The following is a 19859-nucleotide window of genomic DNA, read 5'->3' on the forward strand; positions in this document are numbered from 1 at the left end:
GCCCGGTCGGAAGACCGGGCGGGATCTTTGCGTTCGGGCCCCCGGTGCCCCCGAACGGAGTCCGGGGCGAGGGCGACGAAACGTCCTGGTGCGGACCGGACGTCAGGACCGGTCGCCTCCCGGAGCAAGTCCCGCCCGGTACGCCAGCACCACCGCCTGGACGCGGTCGCGAAGTTGCAGCTTGGTGAGGATGCGGGAGACGTAGGTCTTCACGGTCTCCGGGCTGAGGACCAGCTCGGTGGCTATCTCGGCGTTCGACAACCCCTCGCTGATGAGCAGGAAGACCTCGCGTTCGCGCGGGGTGAGCGCTCCCAGGCGGTCGCGTTCGGGGGACGCGGGGGCGTTGACCGGGCGCAGCCGTTCGGCGAAGCGGCCGATCAGGGTGCGCGTGACGACCGGGGACAGCAGGGACTCGCCACGGGCGACGGTGCGTACGGCGCCGAGCAGTTCGTCCGGTGCCGCGTCCTTCAGCAGGAAGCCGCTGGCGCCGGCGCGCAGGGCCTCGTACACGTACTCGTCGACGTTGAAGGTCGTGACGACCAGGATCTTCGCCGGGCTGAGTGCGTCGGGGCCCGCCAAGTGGCGGGTGGCCTCGATGCCGTCGAGCAGGGGCATGCGGATGTCCATGACGACGACGTCGGGTCTCAGCTCCTCGGCCAGCCGGATCGCCGCCCGCCCGTCCGCCGCCTCTCCCACGACCTCCATGTCGGGTTGGGCCGAGAAGATCGTGACGAATCCGGCGCGTACGAGGGCCTGGTCCTCGCAGACCAGCACCCTGATCGTGGGGGGCGCTGCGCTCACGCGGCACCTCCCGCCGGGATGCGCGCGTGCACCCGGAACCCGCCGTCCGGGGCGGGGCCCGCCGTGAACTCGCCTCCCAGCATCTCCACCCGCTCCCGGAGCCCGGACAGGCCGCGGCCTCCCGAGACGTGCGGGCTGTCCCCCCGCGCGCCGGCGGGGACGGGCGCACCGCGGGCCGCGCCGGCGGTGGTGATCTCGACGTCCGTCCAGCCGGGGGTGTGCGCCAGCCGTACGCGTGTCCTGCGACCCGCCGCGTACTTCACGGCGTTCGTCAGGGACTCCTGCACGACGCGGTACGTGGTGAGTTGAGCTGCCACGGCCATGTCCGGTCGTTCTCCTTCCTCGGCCAGCTCGATCGGCTGGCCACCCGCGCGGGTCTGTTCCACCAGGTCCGGCACCCGGCCCGGCATCGGCGTCCGCTCCCGGGGTCCCGGCTCGCCTGTCGCCTCCAGCACGCCGAGCAGGAAGCGTAGTTCGGCCAGCGCGCGGCGGCCGGTGCCGTTGATGGCGTCGAGGGCTTCGTCGAGACGCTCGGGCGCCGCGGTGAGGTACTTCGCCGCCCCTGCCTGGACGACCATCGCGGTCACATGGTGGGTCACCACGTCGTGCAACTCCCGCGCCAGACGGCTGCGTTCCTCGGCGATGGTCGCCTGCGTGGCGAGCCGCCGGCGCTCGGCCTCGTGCGCCCGTCGCTCACGGACCAGGACGCCCAGGCCCCACACCACCGCCAGGACCGCGTAGTAGAGCAGGAACGCGCCCAGGTCGTCGGGGGACCCCAGCGCGTGCAGGACGGCGCAGAAGACCGCGTACCCTCCCGTCGCCGCCAGCGCGACGGACCGGCGCAGCCGGTCCTGGTGGGCGCCCGTCGAGTACAGCGCGATGTACAGCCCCATGCTGCCGAAGGTCGGCGGGCCGCCGAGGGACTCGTGGACCGCGAACGAACTGGCCGTCACCGCGAGGCAGACGGCCGGCCACCGGGTGCGCACCGCGAGCGGCAAGGTCTGCCCCAGGGTCAGCAGCACGCTCGTGACGGAGGCTTCATGGGTGGGGAGGTCGCCGAACCGCGCCCCGATCCCCGACAGCGGCGCCGCGAACGACAGCAGGGTGAAGACGACGGCGAACTCGCGGTCCCTGAGGGCGGCGGGGCGCGATCCCCACCATCGCGCCAGCCGGCGGAGCTGGGCCAGGGCGTCGGCCAGTGGGCTCGCGCTCGCGGAGGATGCCGTGGCCCCGGGGGCACGAACTGCTCGGTCTTCCATACCTCGTCCATGATCGGTGGGTCTGTTCGGTGGGTCTGTTCGGTGGGTTCGATCGCTGGGTCTGATCCGTGGGTCCGATCGGTGGGTCTGATCGGTGGGTCTGATCCGTAGGTCCGATCGGTAGGTCCGGCGCCGGACTCATCGGTGCGGCGCCGCTGAACGGCCGGAGTCGTCGGACACGGCCCAGCGGTCGTACGGCCTCGCACGGCGAACGTAGTGCCTGGTGAGGGGCGCGGGCATCCCCCCGGAGGGGGAGGGGCCTGTAGCTCGCCCGGGGGACCGGCGTACGCGGCAACTGCCCACCCCACGGTGACGATCCGAAGGGGTCGCGGACCGTAGTTTTCCGGCATCGGGAACGCGGACCGCCCGCTGCGAGCGGGTCCTTGAGGAGGAAGCCATGCTGTTCAGCAAGCCTTCGTCGGCGGCACTGCCGTCCGGCGGCGACGCCCACCCGACCACGGCCACCGGGGGGAGCACCGGGCGCCCCGCGCGGTGGGCGTCCTCCGCGTGGGTGCGCCTGCCGGTGATGTTCGTGGCGATGCTGGCCGTGGACGCGATCGCCGCCGGGATCAACGGCGCGGCCGACGGCACGGCGTTGACCGCATTGATCACCGGGGTGGTGACGGGCGGTCTGGCCGTCGCCGCGTACGTCGCTCTGGTGCGCTACCTGGAGGGCCGCCGCAGGCCGCAGGAGCTCGCACTGGACCGGGCGCGGCCGGAACTGCGCCAGGGGGCCCTGCTCGGACTGGGCCTCTTCTCCGTCACGATCGCGTCGGTCGCCCTGGTCGGCGGCTACCACGTCCAGGGCTGGGGCTCGATCGGCGGTGCGCTGACCACCCTGGGGTTGATGAGCTGCCTGTCGGTGACCGAGGAACTGGCCTTCCGGGGCGCGCTGTTCCGGGTGCTGGAGGAGAGGGCGGGGACGTACGGGGCGGTGGCCGTCTCGGGGCTCGCCTTCGGCACCCTGCACCTGGTCAACAAGGACGCGACGGTCTGGGGCGCGCTGGCCATCGCCGTCGAGGCGGGGCTGATGTTCGGAGCGATCTATGCCGCCACCCGCTCGCTGTGGCTGGTGATCGGCGTGCACCTGGCCTGGAACACGGCGGAGCAGGGCATCTTCGGCACCGCCGTCTCGGGCTCCGGCACCGGCACCGGAGGCCTGCTGGACGCCTCGGTCAGCGGCCCCGACATCTTGTCCGGCGGGGCCTTCGGTCCGGAGGCCAGCATCTTCGCCATCCTGGTGTGCGCCGTACCCACCGTGCTGTTCCTGCGGGCCGCCAAGCGCAGGGGCCGCATCCACGGGCCCGGCGAGTCGGCGCGGGCACGGTGGACCGACCAGGCAGGTCGGGCCGACGGCGCAGGTCGGGCGGAAGAGGCACGGCACGGCTGAAGGGGCACGGCACGGATGGAGGGGCTCCGCCCCGTGTCGCACGGGCGGAGCCCCTCCAGCCGTCGGATCGGGCCCGAACTCTCAGCGGTCGCAGTACTGCGGCGCCTCGTCGGCGTTTTCGGCCGTCACCATGGTGAGCGGGATGGCGGTGATCTTGTCCGTCGTCTTCCCGTTCCCCGGCCCCTCCCCGTCCAGCAGGGCGAGAGTCCGGGTGACCGCCGTCTCGCCGATGACCTTCGGCGAGTTGGCCACCGTGGCGGAGAGCCTGCCGTCGCGGATCGCGGCCAGCCCGGCGTCCGTACCGTTCTCGGTGACGATCCTGACGTCGTGCGCGCCCGCCGCGTCGAAGGTCTTGCGGACGGCGAGGGCCATCTCCTCGTTGGCCACGAACGCGTAGTCCAGGTCGGGGTGGGCCTGGATCATGTTCTGTGCCACGTCCTGTGCCTTGACCGGGTTGAACATGGCCGGCTGGTTCGCCACCACTTCGGCGTTGGCCGGCAGCGCTTCCGTGAAGCCGGACACCATGAAGTCGGAGGCCGCCCCCGGCGCCCCGGCGACGACACCGACCCGCACGGGCTTCCCGCCCGCGTCCTTCGCGACCCACCCGGCGTCCAGCTCACCGAGCCGGTGGAGGTCCACGACGGCGGCTCCGAGGATGCCGGAGACGTCCTCGGTGGCGACCGAGGTGAGATAGATCGGTACGCCTGCGGACTTGGCGCGGGCGACCGCCCCTTCCAGGGCGTCGACGTTGACGGTCTGCACGACGAGCGCGTCCACCCCGCGCGTGATCATGTCCTCGATGTTGGAGAGCTCCTTGCCCGCCTCCTGCTGGGAGTTGGCCAGCAGAAGACGTGCACCGGAACCCTTCGCCGTCCGTTCCACGGCCTTCTGCAGGCAGGTGGCGAACTCGCTGGTGTCACCGTTGACGAAGCCCAGGGTGACGTTCGGGCCGTCACCCTCCTTCGCCCCGGTTCCGCTGCCGCAGCCACCCAGGGCCGCAGTGGCCACGAGGGCCGCCAGTGCGGCCCGTGCGCCGCGGGTACGTACGGAAAGTCTCATCAGGAGCCCTTCGTTGTCGCCGGGAGGGGAAGACCGGTCCGGGGCAGACGCGCCGGGGGATCGGAAAGGCGATCAGAAGGGCTGGACCATCGTCTCCAGCACATGCTGGGTGAGGCCGGCATGGTCGAAGTCCTCCTTGCCGGTGGGGTCGATCTCCCATTCGCCGATGGCGACCGACGACTCCACGACGAGCCTGCAGCGTTCGTAGCGGCGCTCGGTGTACCGGCGGAACGCCTCCTCGGGGCTGTCCTGCGCCACCAGGCACTCGGCGAGGACGACTCCGTCCTCGACGGCCTGCGCCGCGCCCTGGCCCAGGTGCGGGGTCACCGCGTGGACCGCGTCACCGATCAGGACGATCCGGTCGCGGTGCCAGGGGGCGGGTGCGATGAGCCACTCCTCGGGCCGGAACACGATGGCGGCCGGGTCTGTGACGTACGTGTCGCGGACGTGGCCGGCCAGCCCGCCGAACGGGGCCAGCAGTTCCCGCAGGACCTTGTCCATCTGGTCCTGCTCCAGCCAACGGCCCTGCTCCCAAACGGTGTTGAAGAAGAAGTACGCCAACTCCGGGCCGATCGGCACGAAGCCCGCCATGCCGGTGGGGCCGTGCTGGAGGATGATGCGGTCGATCTCGGGGATGCGGGGGATGTTGAGGCGGAACGCGGACTGCCCGATGTAGACCGGGGCCAGGTCCTCTCCCAGGACGTACGGGCGGACCTTCGAGTACACGCCGTCCGCGCCGACGACGAAGTCCACCCGGCCGCTGGTGCCGTCGGTGTACGTCACATCGACGCCGTCGGGGCCGTTGACGAGCTCCGTGAAGGTCTTGGCGTACTCGATCGTCACCCCGGCCCCCCGCGCCCGGTCGGTGAGAATGCGGTGCAGCTGCGGGCGGGTGAGGCCGTTCATCGGCGGCAGTTCGGAGCCGGCGATCCGGGCCCCCGGCATCTCCCGCACCAGATTGCCGTCCACGTCGTGCACCTGGCCCCACGCCGTGGTCGCGTACCCCACGGCCAGGCACGCCTCGGCGCAGCCGATCGCGTCGAGTGCGCGCAGGGCGTTCACCGGCTGGATGATGCCGACGCCGTACACGGACGAGTGCAGGTCCTCGTGCAGTTCCACGACGTTCACGTCGTATCCCGACTCCCGCAGCGCGACGGCGGTGGACAGGCCACCGATCCCGCCGCCGACCACCAGAACGGTTCCTCGGCTCATTTCGACCACCCGGTATCTCGTAGGACCGGGCCCGGTGCGGGGAGCACCGGGCCGATGAGTGGCGAACGTAACGGCCGGAAAGGAAATGGGGAAGGAAAGGCGGGTGCATATTTAGTTTGCACTCCCGTCGCCTTCCCGGACGGTCTGTGATGCGCTCCCGAAATTCATCGGACCGTCACCGGCTCCTCGGTCGGCCCGGGTCGGCCGCCGATCGGAGCCGGCTGGGCGAGGGAGATCCGTCATGACATTCAGGGGTTCTGAGCTGCGGTGATGTGAGTCGCTGTGCTCCGTTCGGTGTTCGGCGTGAACGAGATGCCCCGTAGGAGGGTGCGCAGTGTCGGATTCCCTCCCTTCTTGCAGAATTCCTTGCCGGTATTTCTGGACGGATGCACGATGGAGGGAAATCGGAGTGTCCCCGGAATTCGGTGGCGGGCAGGATTTTCACCCCGTCCAGGAATGGGCGCCGGGCTGGGCGTGCGCGCGTCGGCCACCGGCGGTCTCTGTACGGTCGGGTGGACCGCCCGCGCGCGCCGGGCCCGACGGACCGACCGGGAGACCATGTGGAGCCCCGCACGCTCGACACCCTGGACCTGAAGTTGCTGCAGGCGCTGGAACTCGACGGGCGGGCCCCCTTCAGCCGGATCGCCCACGTCCTCGGGGTCTCCGACCAGACGGCCGCGCGTCGGTTCAGGCGGTTGCGGAGCGCGGCGGGGCTGCGGGTGGTCGGCATGGCCGACGACAGCCGCCTCGGCCGGACCGGCTGGATCGTGCGGCTCGGCTGCGCCGACGACTCGGCGCCCGCGTTGGCGGCGGCGCTCGCCCGGCGGCCCGACACCCACTACATCGACCTGGTCGCCGACGGGTCCGAGGTCGTCTGCGCGATCCGACCCAAAAGCGACCGCGAGCGCGACGAACTGTTCCTGGAACGCATCAGGCGCACCCCGCACGTCACCTCGGTCACCGCCCACTGCGTACTGCACTCCTACTACGGCAACGCCCTCGGCTGGCTGAGGAAGATCAGTGCGCTCGACGCGGAGGAGGAGTTGGAGCTGCGTACCGTACCGCCGGCCCTCCCTTCGACGGCCGTCGAGCTGGAACCGGCCGACGAGGCCATGCTCGCCGCGCTCTCCCGGGACGGCCGGGCCCCGCTCACCGAGCTCCAGTCGGTCACCGGTCAGTCCGAGGCATCCGTCAAACGGCGCCTGGAACGGCTGCGCTCCACCGGAGTGCTGTACATCGCCGTCGAGTACGACCACGTGCCCCTCGGGCGGGGCGTCGAGGCCCTGTGCTGGCTCACCGTCACCCCGCGCGACCTGGTCGAGGCGGGCCGGCTGGTGGCCCGGCACCCGGAGGTGCGGTTCGCGGGGGCGGTCACCGGCCGGACCAACCTCGTCGTCTCGGTGCTCTGCCGGACCACCGCCGACCTGTACGCGTTCGTGGGGGAGAAGATCGCCGGGCTGCCGGGGGTGCTCACGGCCGAGACCACCCTCACCCTCCGCCGGGTCAAGACGCTCGCCCCCCAGTAGCCTGCCCCGAAGGGCGGGGCCCGCCGGTCGGGGCATGTCACGTCGCGCGGCGCTGTCCTGTCACTCCTGCGGAGACACCCCCCCGACCGACCCGGAAGGCACCCGTCATGGCCCGTGCACCGATCGACGAAGCACTCGCCCGGTTCCAGGAGCATCACGCGGCCCTGTTCGGCATCGCGTACCGCATGTTCGGCAGCGCGGCGGACGCCGAGGACATGCTCCAGGACACCTGGCTGGCCTGGAGCAAGGTCGACCACGCCCGGATCGACAACCCCGGCGCCTACCTGGCCCGTACGATCACCAACCTCTCGCTCAACCGGCTGACCTCGGCGACCGTGCGGCGGGAGGCGTACGTCGGGCCGTGGCTGCCCGAGCCACTGGTCACCACGCCCGACGCGAGCGACGCGGTGGAGCGGGCGGAGGCGATCTCGCTGGCGATGCTGGTGGTGCTGGAGTCGTTGTCGCCGCTGGAACGGGCGGTCTTCGTCCTCAAGGAGGTCTTCGGCTATCCGTACGCGGAGATCGCCGCGATGATCGACCGCACGGAAGGGGCGGTACGCCAGGCCGGCAGCAGGGCGCGTTCGCACGTACGGGCGCGCCGGCCGCGTTACGAGGCGGCACCGGAGGTGCGCCGCAAGGTCACCGACGAGTTCCTGGCGGCGTGCGTCGGCGGCGACCTGAACCGGGTACTGGGGATGCTGGCGCCCGACGTGACCGTCTGGTCGGACGGCGGGGGCAAAGTCCAGGCCGCCCTGCGGCCGATCCGGGGTGCGGACAAGGTGGCCCGCTGGCTGCTGGGTGTGATGTCCGCGCCGCTGCCAGACACGGGGTACCACCGGGTCGACGTGAACGGCGAGCCCGGTCTGCTGGTCACCGTGGCGGGGGTCACCGACGACGTCCTCGTCCTGGAGACGGCCCCTTCCGGCATCGTGGGCATCCGGGTGGTCCGCAACCCCGACAAACTGGAGCGGGTGCCCCTGCCGGATCTGCCGGAACTGCCCGACCGGCCGTTCCGGCCGCGCGGCTGACGCGCCGGGCCGACGTGGTGGTCAGGACTCCTGGAGCGGCTTGGCCATGCAGATGCTGTTCTCGTACGTCCGGTAGTGGCCGAACTTCTCGCAGACCGTGTAGCCGCTCGACGTGTACAGCGCGATGGCCTCGGGCTGCTTGTTGCCCGTCTCCAGGACCATGCGCGTGCGGCCCGCGGTGCGGGCGTCCTCCTCCAGCAGGCCGAGGATGCGGCGGGCGAGACCTTGGCCACGTCCCTCACGTATGACGAACATCCGCTTGACCTCGGCGTCGCCGTCGGAGTACCCCTCCTCGTTCTGCTCCATGGCGCGCCAGCCGCCGGTCGCCACCGGGCGCTCCCGCTCGTCGTAGGCGAGCAGGTACAGGCCGTTGGGGGGCTCGAACATGGTGGGATCGAGGTGGGTCTGGTCGCCGCCGTCCTGGTACCGCTCGATGTATTCGAGCTGGACCTCGTCGTTGAGCTTGACGGCGTCAGGGTGGTCGTACGACCGGCGCTGGATATTCACGCAGGTAAGCGTACATATGTACGGGCCCGCGTTTGGGTACTGTTTCGGGGTGCTTACCGTCACCAGCGTCAACGTGAATGGGCTCCGCGCCGCCGCGAAGAAGGGCTTCGTTCCCTGGCTCGCGGAGACCGGGGCCGACGTCGTCTGCCTCCAGGAAGTACGGGCCGAGGCGGCCCAGCTTCCGGAGGAGGTTCGGGACCCCGAGGGCTGGCACGTGGTGCACGCACCGGCCGCCGCCAAGGGGCGTGCGGGCGTCTCCCTCTACTCCCGGCGTGCGCCGGAGCGCACCCAGATCGGCTTCGGCGGCTTCGGGATCGAAGGAGCCGAGGAATTCGATTTGAGCGGCCGGTACGCCGAGATCGACCTCCCGGGCGTCACCGTCGCCAGCCTGTACCTGCCCTCCGGCGAGGTCGGAACCGAGCGGCAGGAGGAGAAGGAGCGCTTCATGGCGGCCTTCCTCCCCTACCTGGCCGGGCTCAAGGAGCGCGCCGCCGCCGAGGGGCGCGAGGTCGTCGTCTGCGGCGACTGGAACATCGCCCACCAGGAGGCCGACCTCAAGAACTGGAAGTCGAACCGGAAGAACTCCGGCTTCCTCCCGGAGGAGCGGGAGTGGCTGACCCGGGTCTTCGAGGAGGCCGCGTACGTGGACGTGGTGCGCGCCCTCCACCCGGACCAGGAGGGGCCCTACTCCTGGTGGTCCTACCGGGGCCGTGCCTTCGACAACGACGCCGGGTGGCGGATCGACTACCAGGTGGCGACGCCCGGCCTCGCGGCCCGTGCGGTCAAGGCCTGGGTCGAGCGCGCGGAGACCCACCCGGAGCGGTGGAGCGACCACGCACCGGTGACGGTGGTGTACGAGCGGTAAGGAGCCGCAGTGCGAAGCCCCGTCCGGCTCTGTTCCCCGCCGTCGCGGGACGGGGCGGAGGCGGGGCGTCACACTTGCCGTACGCCGCTGGGCGGGACCAGCCTTTCTCGGCCCCCGCCCTCGGGCCGCAGGAACGCTGCGGGGCGCTTGCGGCGCTGACCAGGCGTGCTCCCTCCCCGACGAGACGTTGACCTTGCCGCTGGCGGCAGGGTTGCACGATGACCGGCATGAACAGCACCGCACCGCAGAGCAGCAGGATCGTCGCCGTCACCGGAGCCGGCACAGGCATCGGCCGGGCCACCGCCCGTGCCTTCGCCGCGGAGGGCGCCCACGTGGTCGCGATCGGACGGCGAAGCGCACCGCTCGAGGAGACCGCGGCCGGGCGGGACCGCATCACGCCACTGCCCGTCGACATCACCGCCGAGGGCGAGCCCGAGCGGATCGTCCAGGCCGTGTTGGAGGCGCACGGCCGATTGGATGTGCTGGTCAACAACGCCGGCATCGTGCGCAGCGGTGCCCTCGGCACGCTGACGCCGGAGAAGATCGCGGCTCAGCTCGCCACCAACCTCGTCGCCCCGATCCTGCTGGCCCAGGCTGCGCTGCCGCTCCTGGAGACACCGGGCGGAGTGATCGTCAATGTCAGTACGTCGGTGGGACAGCGGGCTTGGCCAGGCAACTCGGTCTACGCGGCGACCAAGGCCGCTCTGGAACTGCTGACCCGCAGTTGGGCGGTCGAGCTGGCACCACACGGCGTCCGGGTGGTGGCGGTCGCTCCCGGTGCGATCGAAACCCCTATCGGCGAGCACCAGGGCCTGACGCCGGAACGGGTGGCCGCAGTGCGGGAGTGGCAGCTGGCGCACACTCCGCTGGCCCGGATCGGCCGCCCCGAGGAGGTGGCCTGGGCGATCACCCAGCTTGCCGCACCGGCTGCCTCGTTCGTCACCGGAGTGGTGTTCCCGGTCGACGGCGGAGCGGTTGTGGCGTGATAGGAGTTGCCCGGGAGGTGGAACGGGTGCGGATCGGTGAGCTGGCCAGGGCAACGGGGACGACCGCTCGTGCGTTGCGGCACTACGAGCAGGCCGGGCTGATCTCCTCCGAACGGGCCTGTAACGGCTACCGCATCTACGACGAGCGGGCCGTGGTGCGGGTCCGCAACATCCGCCACCTGCTGGCTGCCGGGCTCACCCTGGACGACGTGCGCGTGTTCCTGCCATGCCTGGACGGCGACGTGGCTGCCGGACCGCCCTCCGACAAGGGCCTGCGGGTCGCGCTGGAACGGCTGGCGGTCCTCAACGAACGGATCGCCGCCCAGACCGAAGCCCGCGACCGGCTGGAAGCCGCACTCCGGGAGAGGAACGGCGATGGGATCCGCCCGGTGGCCTGATCAGTCGTCTCACTGCGAAGGGGCGAAGAACCGGCGGAGCGAGATGAGACTCGCTCCCCGTGCACCACACGCGGCGGCTACGGATCGGACACCTTCCGGATCACCGCGCCGCCCCCGTAACCGGGGTTGGGCCTCCTGCGGGCGTGAGCCCCAACTCGTCTGCGTATGGCTGACGTTGCACCGGTCGAGCGCCTCCCGGACTGTCAGCCCCGGTTCCACCCGAACGAGCGTGATGTCGTAGGTCACCGGCTTGCCGTGGGCTTCCCGCCGCCCGCCGTCCACTCCGTGTCCGGGCCGGGCAGTCGCCCGGCGGTGTCGTCGTCGTTCTCCCGCAGTCGCCGGTCCAGGGCCATCGAGAGCTCCGCGTCCATCACCGCGCGTGCCAGTGGGCGGAGTTTGTCGATGGGGCTGTCCGCCGCGTGCACCTGGATGACCCTGACGAAGATCTCGGCCAGTGCTTCGGCGTGCTCGCGGATGCGACGACCGGTGGAGAGCACGGTGGCCAACGGAACGCCCTCGTGCACCAGTTCGGCCGATACCTCCAACAGGCGACGGCTGATGTGCACGATCTCGTCGCCGTCGGTGGCGAGATAGCCGAGATCGAGGGCGGTGGCGAGGTTCTCCGGTGTGACTTCGCCCTCGAAATAGTCGGCGAGTTGCTCCGGAGTGAGCCGGACCGGGGTCTCCTCGGTGGGCTCGCCCAGTCCCAGGACCTCGGCGACGTCGCGCCCGCTCTCGAAGGTGGCGGCGAGGTCGGCGATGCCGTTGAGGGTGTGGCCGCGCTCCAACAGGCCGGTGATGGTGCGCAGTCGTGCCAGGTGGTGGCTGTCGTACCAGGTGATGCGTCCCTCGCGGCGGGGCGGTGGGATGAGCCCGCGCTCACGGTAGAAGCGGAGAGTCCGCACGGTGATGCCGGCCTCCTGGGCCAGCTCCTCCATGCGGTATTCGCGTTGCTCATGTCCTTCGGCCACAGAGCGAACCTTATGTCGTACCGCCGGTAACTTCCTTGTCCTGCCCTCTACCCATCGGTACGGGCCTGCTCTACCCTCCGAAAGGTGCCAGTGATTGCTGGCAGAGTCGTGACAACCGCGGGAGGCGGCGGCATGGCCCAGCACGAGCACGTACGGGTGGCGGTGATCGGATCCGGATTCGGGGGCCTCGGGGCCGCGGTCCGGCTGCGCCGCGAAGGCATCACCGATTTCGTCGTCCTGGAGCGGGCCGGCTCCGTGGGAGGTACCTGGCGCGACAACACGTACCCCGGGTGCGCCTGCGACGTGCCCTCGCACCTGTACTCCTTCTCCTTCGCGCCCAACTCCGAGTGGCCGCGCACCTTCTCCGGCCAGGAGCACATACGCGCGTACCTGGAGCGGGTGGCCGACACCTTCGGTCTCCGCCCGCACCTCAGGTTCAACCATGAGGTGGAGGTGATGCGTTGGGACACCGAGGCACTCAACTGGGTGATCGAGTGCGCCAACGGCACGACGATCGTCGCGGACGTCGTGGTCTCCGCGACCGGCCCGCTCTCCGACCCGAAGATGCCGGACGTCCCCGGCCTCGACACCTTCCCGGGCGAGGTCTTCCACTCCGCCCGCTGGAACCACGACTACGACCTGGCCGGCAAGCGCGTCGCGATGATCGGCACCGGCGCCTCCGCCATCCAGATAGTCCCCGCCATCCAGCCGAAGGTGGGGCGCCTCACGCTCTTCCAGCGCACCCCGCCCTGGGTGATGCCGCGCGTCGACCGGGCCATCGGGAAGGCCGAGCGGTGGCTGCACCGCACCGTCCCCGCCACCGGCACCGCCCGGCGCGGTCTGCTCTGGGGGATAAGGGAGTTGCAGGTCAGTGCCTTCACGAAGTACCCGGACGGGCTCGGACTGATCGAGTCCCTGGCGAAGGCGGGCATGGCGCGGGCCATCAAGGACCCGGCGCTGCGCGCCAAGCTCACCCCGGACTACCGCATCGGGTGCAAGCGCATCCTGCTCTCCAGCACCTACTATCCGGCGCTCGCCCGCCCCAACGTCGACGTCGTGGCCTCCGGCCTCGCCGAGGTGCGCGGATCGACGCTCGTCGCCTCGGACGGTACGGAGACCGAGGCCGACGCCATCGTCTTCGGCACCGGTTTCCACGTCACCGACATGCCGATCGCCGAACGGGTCGTCGGCGCGGACGGCATCACCCTCGCCGAGAGCTGGAAGACCGGGATGAGGTCGCTGCGCGGCGCCACCGCCGCCGGCTTCCCCAACTGGATGACGATCATCGGCCCGAACACCGGGCTCGGGAACTCCTCGATGATCCTGATGATCGAGTCCCAGCTGAACTACATGGCCGACTACCTGCGGCAGTTGAAGGTGCTCGGCACCGGCACCGCGCTCGCCGCCCGCCCCGCCGCGGTGGACGGCTGGAACGACCGCGTCCAGAAGCGGATGGAGCGCACCGTCTGGAACACCGGCGGCTGCACCAGCTGGTACCTGGACGAGAACGGCCGCAACACCACCGTCTGGCCCGGTACCACGGCCGACTTCCGCCGCGCCACCAGGTCAGTCGATCTGGCGGAGTACGACGTGATCCGCGCCCCCGCGACCGCACGGCCGCCTACGGTGGTCGCCCAGAGGTCCGGCGGGTCCGGGAAGCCCTCCCGGGGCCCGAAGGCAGCGCAGAGCACCGATCCCGCCGGACCCGACCGGCCCGTGACCGAGGAGGTCACCCGATGAGTTCACGACTCCCACGACAGCGTTCCGGGGGCCTCGTGCCCGTACCCGAGCGGACTCTCTTCGCCGTCTCCGCGGACGGCTCGCGCGTCCACGTCGAGGTGTACGGCCCCGAGGAGGCGCCCGCGGTCGTGCTCTCGCACGGCTGGACGTGCAGCACCCGGTTCTGGGCCGCGCAGATCGCCGACCTGGCGGTCGACCACCGGGTCATCGCCTACGACCAGCGCGGGCACGGCGGCAGCCCCGACGTGGGCCCCGGTGGACACAGCACCGACGCCCTCGCCGACGACCTGGAGGCGGTGCTCGCCGCCACCCTCGCGCCCGGCCGTAAGGCGGTGCTGGCGGGGCACTCCATGGGCGGGATGACGCTGATGGCCGCCGCCCGCCGCCCCCGGTTCCGGGAGCACGCCGCCGCAGTACTGCTCTGCAGCACCGGCAGCGGGCGGCTCGCGGAGGCGGCCCGGGTGTTCGGCGGGCCGAAGGCCGTGCGGACCGGCGGGACCTTGGCGCTCCTGCGGGCGGCCCTTCCGCTGGGGCCGGTCAGCCCGGTCACCCGGGCCCTGCTCAAGTACGCCACCATGGGGCCCGGCTCGTCGCCCGAGCGGGTGGACGTCTGCGCGCGCATCGTGCAGGCCTGTCCCCGCAAGGCCCGCGCCTCCTGGGGGCATGTGCTCTCGGACCTCGATCTGGACCGGGAGGTCCCGGAGCTGCGGGTGCCGGCCGCCGTGCTGGTGGGCCTGGAGGACCGGATGACCCCGCCCGCGCACGCCCGTGCGCTGGCGGCGGCGCTGCCGGACTTCCTCGGGCTCACCGAGCTGCCCGGAATGGGGCACATGACACCGCTCGAAGCGCCGGAAGCCGTCAGCGCGAAGATCCGTGAACTTGTCGCCGGTCACCTCACCGGGACCGCCACGAACGAGAAGGAGGACGTCGTATGAGCGCCGGTCGGAGTCTCGAAGGGCAGGTCGTCGTCGTCACCGGCGCGGCCCGCGGGGTGGGCGAGCTGCTCGCGCGCAAACTCTCCGCGCGCGGTGCCACGCTCGCCCTGGTCGGCCTGGAGCCGGAGGAGCTGAAGCAGGTCTCGGAGCGGCTGTACGGGGAGAGCGCCCACTGGTACGCGGACGTCACCGACCACGAGGCGATGGAGCAGGTGGCCCAGGAGGTGAAGGCCCGCTTCGGCAAGGTGGACGTGGTCGTCGCCAACGCCGGGGTCGCCACCGGGGGGCCGTTCGTCGACTCCGACCCGGTGGCCTGGCGGCGGGTCATCGAGGTCAACCTGATCGGCAGCGCGGTGACCGGCCGGGCGTTCCTGCCGGTACTGATGGAGAGCCGCGGCTACTTCCTCCAGATAGCGTCGCTCGCCGCGATCACCCCGGCGCCGATGATGAGCGCGTACTGCGCGTCGAAGTCGGGCGTCGAGGCGTTCGCGCACAGTCTGCGGGCCGAGGTCGGCTACCGGGGTGTGCGGGTCGGTGTCGGCTACCTCTCCTGGACCGACACCGACATGGTGCGCGGCGCCGACCAGGACGAGGTCATGCGGGAGTTGCGCGGCCGGCTACCCTGGCCCGCCAACCGGACGTACCCGCTCGGCCCGGCGGTCGACCGGATCGTGGCCGGTATCGAGCGGCGCTCCTCGCACGTCTACGCCCAGTGGTGGCTGCGCGGGATGCAGTCGGTGCGCGGGTACCTGCCCTCGCTCATCGGCACGGTCGGGGCCCGCGAGATGAAACGGTTCGCCTCCCGGCTCGACGCCATCCCGAAGGGGTTGGTCGGAGCGGGCGGCGCGGCTGACACGGAGGCGCGCGCGCCCCGCCGATGACCGGTCGGCACGCTGGTCGAAAGGCGACCGGAACCCTGCGTCATTGATCAAAATGCGCCGTATGTCCGGCCGTGCGAGGCTGAGCGAGGCCGCTCCTCACGGGGCGGTCTCCCCAGGCCCCACGCATCCCACAGGAGTGAACAGCATGGGTATCGCAGACCAGTTCAAGGACAAGGCGCAGCAACTCGCCGACCAGGCCAAGCAGAAGTCCGGCCAGGGCAAGGACGCCGCGCGCGACCGCGCCAAGGGCGCCGGCGACCGGGACGACGAGAAGTCGGGTCTGGGCGACCGCGCCGACGGTGCGGCCGACAAGGCCCGCGAGCGCTTTGACCGTTGACGGCCTGAGGTCCTGACCGGCCCCGGCCGGTGAGTACGTGCGAAGAGGCGCATCCGGACGACAGGATGCGCCTCTTCGGCGTGCCCGGTGCGTGCCCGGTGCGTGTCCGGTGCGCGCCTGGTGCGTGCCCGACACGGGCCGGTGCGGGGCCGTGACCCCGCCCCCCCCGGCCGCGCTCACGCCGGCCCGGGGGGCCGCCTCATCTCGGCGGCAGCGTCGGCCTGCGCAGGTCCGGTACCGCGTCGTACGTCGGCGGGGTCGCCGCCGGCTGCTTCTCCAGCAGCTCCAGCGCGAGACGCACCGCGTCGTCCAGCACCGCGTGCCGGCCCTCCGCCCAGTCCAGCGGTGTGCGCAGCGCCTCGATGTCCGGTTCGACGCCGTGGTTCTCGACCGACCAGCCGTACGTGTCGAACCAGGCGGCGTTCATCGGCACCGTGATCACCGTGCCGTCGCCCAGCCGGTGGCGTCCGGTCATGCCGACCACCCCGCCCCAGGTGCGCTGCCCGACGACAGGGCCCAGCTTCAGCAGCCGGAACGCGGCGGTGATCATGTCTCCGTCCGAGGAGGTGGCCTCGTCCGCGAGCGCCACCACGGGACCGCGTGGCGCGTTCGAGGCGTACGAGACGGCCTGGGCGTTGCGGGTCAGGTCCCAGCCGAGGATCTTGCGGGTCAGTTTCTCCACCACCAGCTCGCTGATGTGGCCGCCCGCGTTGCCGCGTACGTCCACGATGAGGGCCGGACGGGACACCTCCATCCGCAGGTCCCGGTTGAACTGCGCCCAGCCGGAGCCGCCGAGGTCCGGGATGTGCAGGTAGCCGCACTTGCCACCGCTCAACTCCCGCACGACCTCGCGGCGTTTGGCGACCCAATCCTGGTAGCGCAGCGGTCGTTCGTCCACCAGCGGCATGATCGCGACACGGCGCGGGCGTCCCTGTCCGCCCGGCGGGAGGAACGTCAGCTCGACCGTGGTGCCGCCCGCCGCCGTCAGCAGCGGGTAGGGGCCGGTGAGCGGGTCCACCGGGCGGCCGTCCACGTGGGTGAGGACCGCGCCCTCCCGGATGCCCGTACCGGCGAGCGGGGAGCGGGCCTTGGAGTCGGAGGAGTCGCCGGGCAGGACGCGCCGGACGGTCCAGGCCCCGTCCCGGCAGACGAGGTTGGCGCCGAGCAGGCCGATCGCCCGCTGGTAGTGCGGGGGGCCCTCGTTGCGGCGGGCGGGGGAGACGTACGCGTGCGAGGTGCCCAGCTCGCCCAGGACTTCGCGGAGCAGATCGGCGAACTCGTCGGGGGAGGAGACGCGTTCGACGAGCGGACGGTACTGGTCGAGCACCCCCGACCAGTCGATGCCGCACATGTCCGGCTCCCAGAAGTAGGAGCGGATGATGCGCCCCGCCTCGTCGTACGCCTGCCGCCACTCCGCCGCCGGGTCCACCTCGTGCAGGATGCGGCGCAGGTCGAGGTAGGTGGTGGAGTCGCTGTCGCCGGACTCGTTGGACGGGACGGCCCGCAACTCCCCGTCGTCCATGACGACCAGCCGGGTCGCGTCGCCGCTGACCGCGAACCAGTCGAGGTGGTCGACGAGTTCGGTCCTGCGGGCCTTGGCGATGTTGAAGTGCTCCAGCGTGGGGCGGCCCGACATGTCCGCCGGGTTGGCGAAGGTCTCACCCAGCGCCCCGGAGATGGGCCACCGCAGCCAGACCAGCCCGCCCCCGGCGACCGGGCGCAGCGCGGAGTACTTCGAGGCCGCGACCGGGAACGGCGCCACCCGGTTCTCCAGGCCCTCGAACTCGACGGTGACCGGCGCCGTGCCCTCGGTCGTACCGGTGTCCGTGAGGTCCAGCGGGTCGAGCCCGCCCGCCGCCGGGCGGCCGTCGGGCGAGAGCGCGAACGGCGACGGGGTCGCGGAGGAGAGCGGCACCAGGTACGGGCGGCAGCCCAGCGGGAACGAGAGGTCGCCGGTGTGGACGTCGTACACCGGGTCGAAGCCGCGCCAGGAGAGGAACGCGAGGTACCGGCCGTCCTCCGTGAACACCGGGTTCTCGTCCTCGAACCGGCCGTTGGTGACGTCCACGATCACCGGAGCGCCGGGGCCGGAGATCCGGGCCAGCTTGATCTGCCGCAGCGAACGGCCGATGCCCGGGTGCGACCAGGTGAGCCAGGCGCCGTCCGGCGAGAAGGCCAGGTCGCGTACGGGGCCGTTGACGGAGCGGATGAGCTCCGTGACCTCGGCCTCGGTGACCTCGGCGGGAGGCGCCGGGGGAGCCGGTGCGGAGGTGTCCGTCTCCGTGCCCGCCGTCTCCGTGCCCGCCGCTTCCGTGCCCGCCGCTTCCGCGCCCGCCGCTTCCGCGCCCGCCGTCTCCGTGCCCGCCGTCCCGGGAGTTTCTCCCGCGGTCTCTCCTCCCGCGGTCTCTCCTCCCGGCGTCTCCCCTCCTGACGTCTCGGCGAGTGCGGCCACCGCCGTCTCCGCGACCTCCTCGGCCCTCTCGGCGACCCCCTCGGCCCGTGCGCGGAACACGTCCGCCCGGGTGGACCCGCCCGGTCCCGAACCTGGCGGCTCGGTGGCGTCCGCCGGTTCGCCGTCCGTCGGTGTGCCCGCCGCGGTGGCGTCCGCCCCGGCCGGGTCCGTCGTGTCCAGGAGCAGCAGCCTGCCGTCGTCCGAGGCGATGGCGAGGCGTTCGCCCTCCGGGTCGGAGACCATCTCCAGCACCCGGCCCAGTTGTCCGGAGGCGAGGCGTCGGGTGGGGCGGTCGCCGGTGGCGCGGGGCAGGGCGGAGATCTCCACCGCGTCCTCGCCGTCCGCGTCGGTGACGTACGCGACCTGGCCGCCGCTGCCGAGCATCTCCGGCAGCCGGACCCGTACCCCCGGGGTGTCGCTGATGGTGCGGGCGGGGCCGTCGCGGTGGGTGAGCCAGTACAGCGAGCCGCGCACGTTGACCGCGCTCGCCCGGCCGGTCTCGTCCACCGAGAGCGAGCCGACGTGGCTGGCGGCGGGCACCTGGTACGTACGGCGTCCGGTGCGCGGGCCGCCGAGCCGTACCTCCAGCTTCCGGGGGGTGGCGGCCGGGTCCTCCAGATCGCCGGCCAGCCAGAGATCACCGGCGCACTGGTAGACGACGCGGGTGCCGTCGCTGGAGGCGTGGCGGGCGTAGAAGGCGTCGTGGTCGGTGTGGCGGCGCAGGTCGGTGCCGTCCATCAGGCAGGAGTAGAGGTTGCCGACCCCCTCGTGGTCGGAGAGGAACGCGATCCGCCGGCCGACGAACATCGGGGTGTCGAGATGCCCCACGATGTCCGGCAGCAGCCGCTGACCGTGCAGCCAGAGCCGCCCGGTCGCGCCGCCCCGGTACCGCTTCCAGGCGGCCGGTTCGTGCGGCGGGGTCCCGGTGAGCAGCAGGGTGCGGCGCTCGCCGTCGATGTCGGCGACGGCGATGTCGGAGACCGGGCCCCAGGGCAGACGCCCGCCGGGGGAGCCGTCGGTGGGCACGCTGTAGGCCCAGGAGAAGTAGGAGAACGGCTGGCGGTGCGAGGAGACGGCCAGGATCTGCGCGCCGTCGCCGGTGTCGGGGGTCCAGCCGCAGACCCGGGCGTCGGTCGAGCCCCAGTAGGTGAGGCGGCGCGCCGGTCCGCCGTCGACGGGGGCGAGGTGGATCTCGGGGTCGAGCGTGCGCCAGGTCGTGTAGGCGATGCGGCTGCCGTCGGGGGAGAAGCGCGGGTGGCTGACCCGGGTGCGGTCGGCGGTCAGTCGCCACGCGCGGCCGGGCCGGTGCCCGGCGGCGGCGAGGGGGGCGACCCAGAGATCGTCCTCGGCCGCGAAACAGAGCAAGTCCTGGTGGAGGTGCGGGAAACGGAGATACGCGACGTCGTCACTCACCCCACCCATGCTTTCGGTGCGCGGGGCCCGGGGCAACTCGTGACGCGGAAAACGTGTGGCACACCCCACAAGCGAAACGGTCCCGTTTCGCTTGGCGGT

General features: G+C 71.9%; 17 protein-coding genes. 10 read left to right on the plus strand and 7 right to left on the minus strand.

The genetic code is table 11. The features are described from left to right. Positions 1 to 102: 102 nt before the first annotated feature. Together ACWD3D_RS17390 and ACWD3D_RS17395 are read right to left on the minus strand one after the other, a co-directional pair. A complete protein-coding gene (locus ACWD3D_RS17390) occupies positions 103 to 801 on the minus strand; it encodes a response regulator (protein ID WP_451461706.1) in 699 nt (232 codons plus the stop codon). Continuing rightward, positions 798 to 2060, minus strand: a complete 1263-nt coding sequence (locus ACWD3D_RS17395) for a sensor histidine kinase (RefSeq protein ID WP_451461707.1) — start codon at positions 2058 to 2060, stop codon at positions 798 to 800. Before ACWD3D_RS17395 ends, ACWD3D_RS17390 begins: the two co-directional genes overlap by 4 nt. A 397-nt stretch (positions 2061 to 2457) precedes the next feature. On the opposite strand from ACWD3D_RS17395, the gene ACWD3D_RS17400 reads away from it, so the two are divergent. Then, complete coding sequence (locus tag ACWD3D_RS17400; protein ID WP_451461708.1) at positions 2458 to 3450, plus strand: CPBP family intramembrane glutamic endopeptidase; 993 nt, start codon at positions 2458 to 2460, stop codon at positions 3448 to 3450. An 81-nt stretch (positions 3451 to 3531) separates the two neighbouring features. Here the strand turns inward: ACWD3D_RS17400 and ACWD3D_RS17405 are convergent, their stop codons facing one another. Together ACWD3D_RS17405 and ACWD3D_RS17410 are read right to left on the minus strand one after the other, a co-directional pair. Next, positions 3532 to 4509 (minus strand): sugar ABC transporter substrate-binding protein, encoded by a 978-nt coding sequence (locus ACWD3D_RS17405; RefSeq protein ID WP_451461709.1) that lies wholly within the window; start codon positions 4507 to 4509, stop codon positions 3532 to 3534. A 72-nt stretch (positions 4510 to 4581) separates the two neighbouring features. After that, entirely contained in the window at positions 4582 to 5721 is a 1140-nt protein-coding gene (locus ACWD3D_RS17410) for an FAD-dependent monooxygenase (protein ID WP_451461710.1), read from the minus strand. Positions 5722 to 6281: 560 nt separating this feature from the next. On the opposite strand from ACWD3D_RS17410, the gene ACWD3D_RS17415 reads away from it, so the two are divergent. Then, on the plus strand, positions 6282 to 7247 hold the full coding sequence (locus tag ACWD3D_RS17415) for an AsnC family transcriptional regulator (RefSeq protein WP_451461711.1): 966 nt from the start codon (positions 6282 to 6284) through the stop codon (positions 7245 to 7247). 107 nt (positions 7248 to 7354) lie between these two features. After that, positions 7355 to 8275 carry an RNA polymerase sigma-70 factor gene (locus ACWD3D_RS17420; protein ID WP_451461712.1) on the plus strand — a complete coding sequence of 307 codons (921 nt, stop codon included), beginning with the start codon at positions 7355 to 7357 and terminating at the stop codon, positions 8273 to 8275. Between the two features lie 21 nt (positions 8276 to 8296). On the opposite strand, the gene ACWD3D_RS17425 is transcribed toward ACWD3D_RS17420, so the two are convergent. Then, positions 8297 to 8782 (minus strand): GNAT family N-acetyltransferase, encoded by a 486-nt coding sequence (locus tag ACWD3D_RS17425; RefSeq protein ID WP_451461713.1) that lies wholly within the window; start codon positions 8780 to 8782, stop codon positions 8297 to 8299. 49 nt (positions 8783 to 8831) lie between these two features. On the opposite strand from ACWD3D_RS17425, the gene ACWD3D_RS17430 reads away from it, so the two are divergent. The 3 genes from ACWD3D_RS17430 to ACWD3D_RS17440 all read left to right on the plus strand — a co-directional run bounded on the left by ACWD3D_RS17430 (position 8832) and on the right by ACWD3D_RS17440 (position 11031). Beyond that, complete coding sequence (locus ACWD3D_RS17430; RefSeq protein ID WP_451461714.1) at positions 8832 to 9647, plus strand: exodeoxyribonuclease III; 816 nt, start codon at positions 8832 to 8834, stop codon at positions 9645 to 9647. 218 nt (positions 9648 to 9865) lie between these two features. Further along, positions 9866 to 10633: an SDR family NAD(P)-dependent oxidoreductase gene (locus ACWD3D_RS17435; RefSeq protein ID WP_451461715.1), complete on the plus strand. Its 768-nt coding sequence runs from the start codon at positions 9866 to 9868 to the stop codon at positions 10631 to 10633. A gap of 26 nt (positions 10634 to 10659) precedes the next feature. Beyond that, the gene (locus ACWD3D_RS17440; RefSeq protein WP_451461721.1) at positions 10660 to 11031 is read left to right on the plus strand and encodes a MerR family transcriptional regulator; all 372 of its coding nucleotides are present in this window, start codon (positions 10660 to 10662) and stop codon (positions 11029 to 11031) included. 242 nt (positions 11032 to 11273) lie between these two features. Here the strand turns inward: ACWD3D_RS17440 and ACWD3D_RS17445 are convergent, their stop codons facing one another. Beyond that, the gene (locus tag ACWD3D_RS17445) at positions 11274 to 11969 is read right to left on the minus strand and encodes a MerR family transcriptional regulator (RefSeq protein WP_451461722.1); all 696 of its coding nucleotides are present in this window, start codon (positions 11967 to 11969) and stop codon (positions 11274 to 11276) included. A 165-nt stretch (positions 11970 to 12134) separates the two neighbouring features. On the opposite strand from ACWD3D_RS17445, the gene ACWD3D_RS17450 reads away from it, so the two are divergent. The 4 genes from ACWD3D_RS17450 to ACWD3D_RS17465 all read left to right on the plus strand — a co-directional run bounded on the left by ACWD3D_RS17450 (position 12135) and on the right by ACWD3D_RS17465 (position 15895). Then, complete coding sequence (locus tag ACWD3D_RS17450; protein WP_451461716.1) at positions 12135 to 13742, plus strand: flavin-containing monooxygenase; 1608 nt, start codon at positions 12135 to 12137, stop codon at positions 13740 to 13742. Further along, entirely contained in the window at positions 13739 to 14677 is a 939-nt protein-coding gene (locus tag ACWD3D_RS17455; protein WP_451461717.1) for an alpha/beta fold hydrolase, read from the plus strand. The genes ACWD3D_RS17450 and ACWD3D_RS17455 overlap by 4 nt, the downstream gene beginning before the upstream one ends. Continuing rightward, on the plus strand, positions 14674 to 15558 hold the full coding sequence (locus tag ACWD3D_RS17460) for an SDR family oxidoreductase (protein WP_451461718.1): 885 nt from the start codon (positions 14674 to 14676) through the stop codon (positions 15556 to 15558). The genes ACWD3D_RS17455 and ACWD3D_RS17460 overlap by 4 nt, the downstream gene beginning before the upstream one ends. A gap of 145 nt (positions 15559 to 15703) precedes the next feature. Further along, on the plus strand, positions 15704 to 15895 hold the full coding sequence (locus tag ACWD3D_RS17465; RefSeq protein WP_451461719.1) for a hypothetical protein: 192 nt from the start codon (positions 15704 to 15706) through the stop codon (positions 15893 to 15895). Positions 15896 to 16094: 199 nt separating this feature from the next. Here ACWD3D_RS17465 and ACWD3D_RS17470 read toward each other — a convergent pair whose 3' ends face one another. Beyond that, on the minus strand, positions 16095 to 19769 hold the full coding sequence (locus ACWD3D_RS17470) for a S41 family peptidase (protein WP_451461720.1): 3675 nt from the start codon (positions 19767 to 19769) through the stop codon (positions 16095 to 16097). Between the last annotated feature and the right edge of the window lie 90 nt (positions 19770 to 19859).

It is taken from the genome of Streptomyces sp. NPDC002690 (assembly GCF_053592415.1).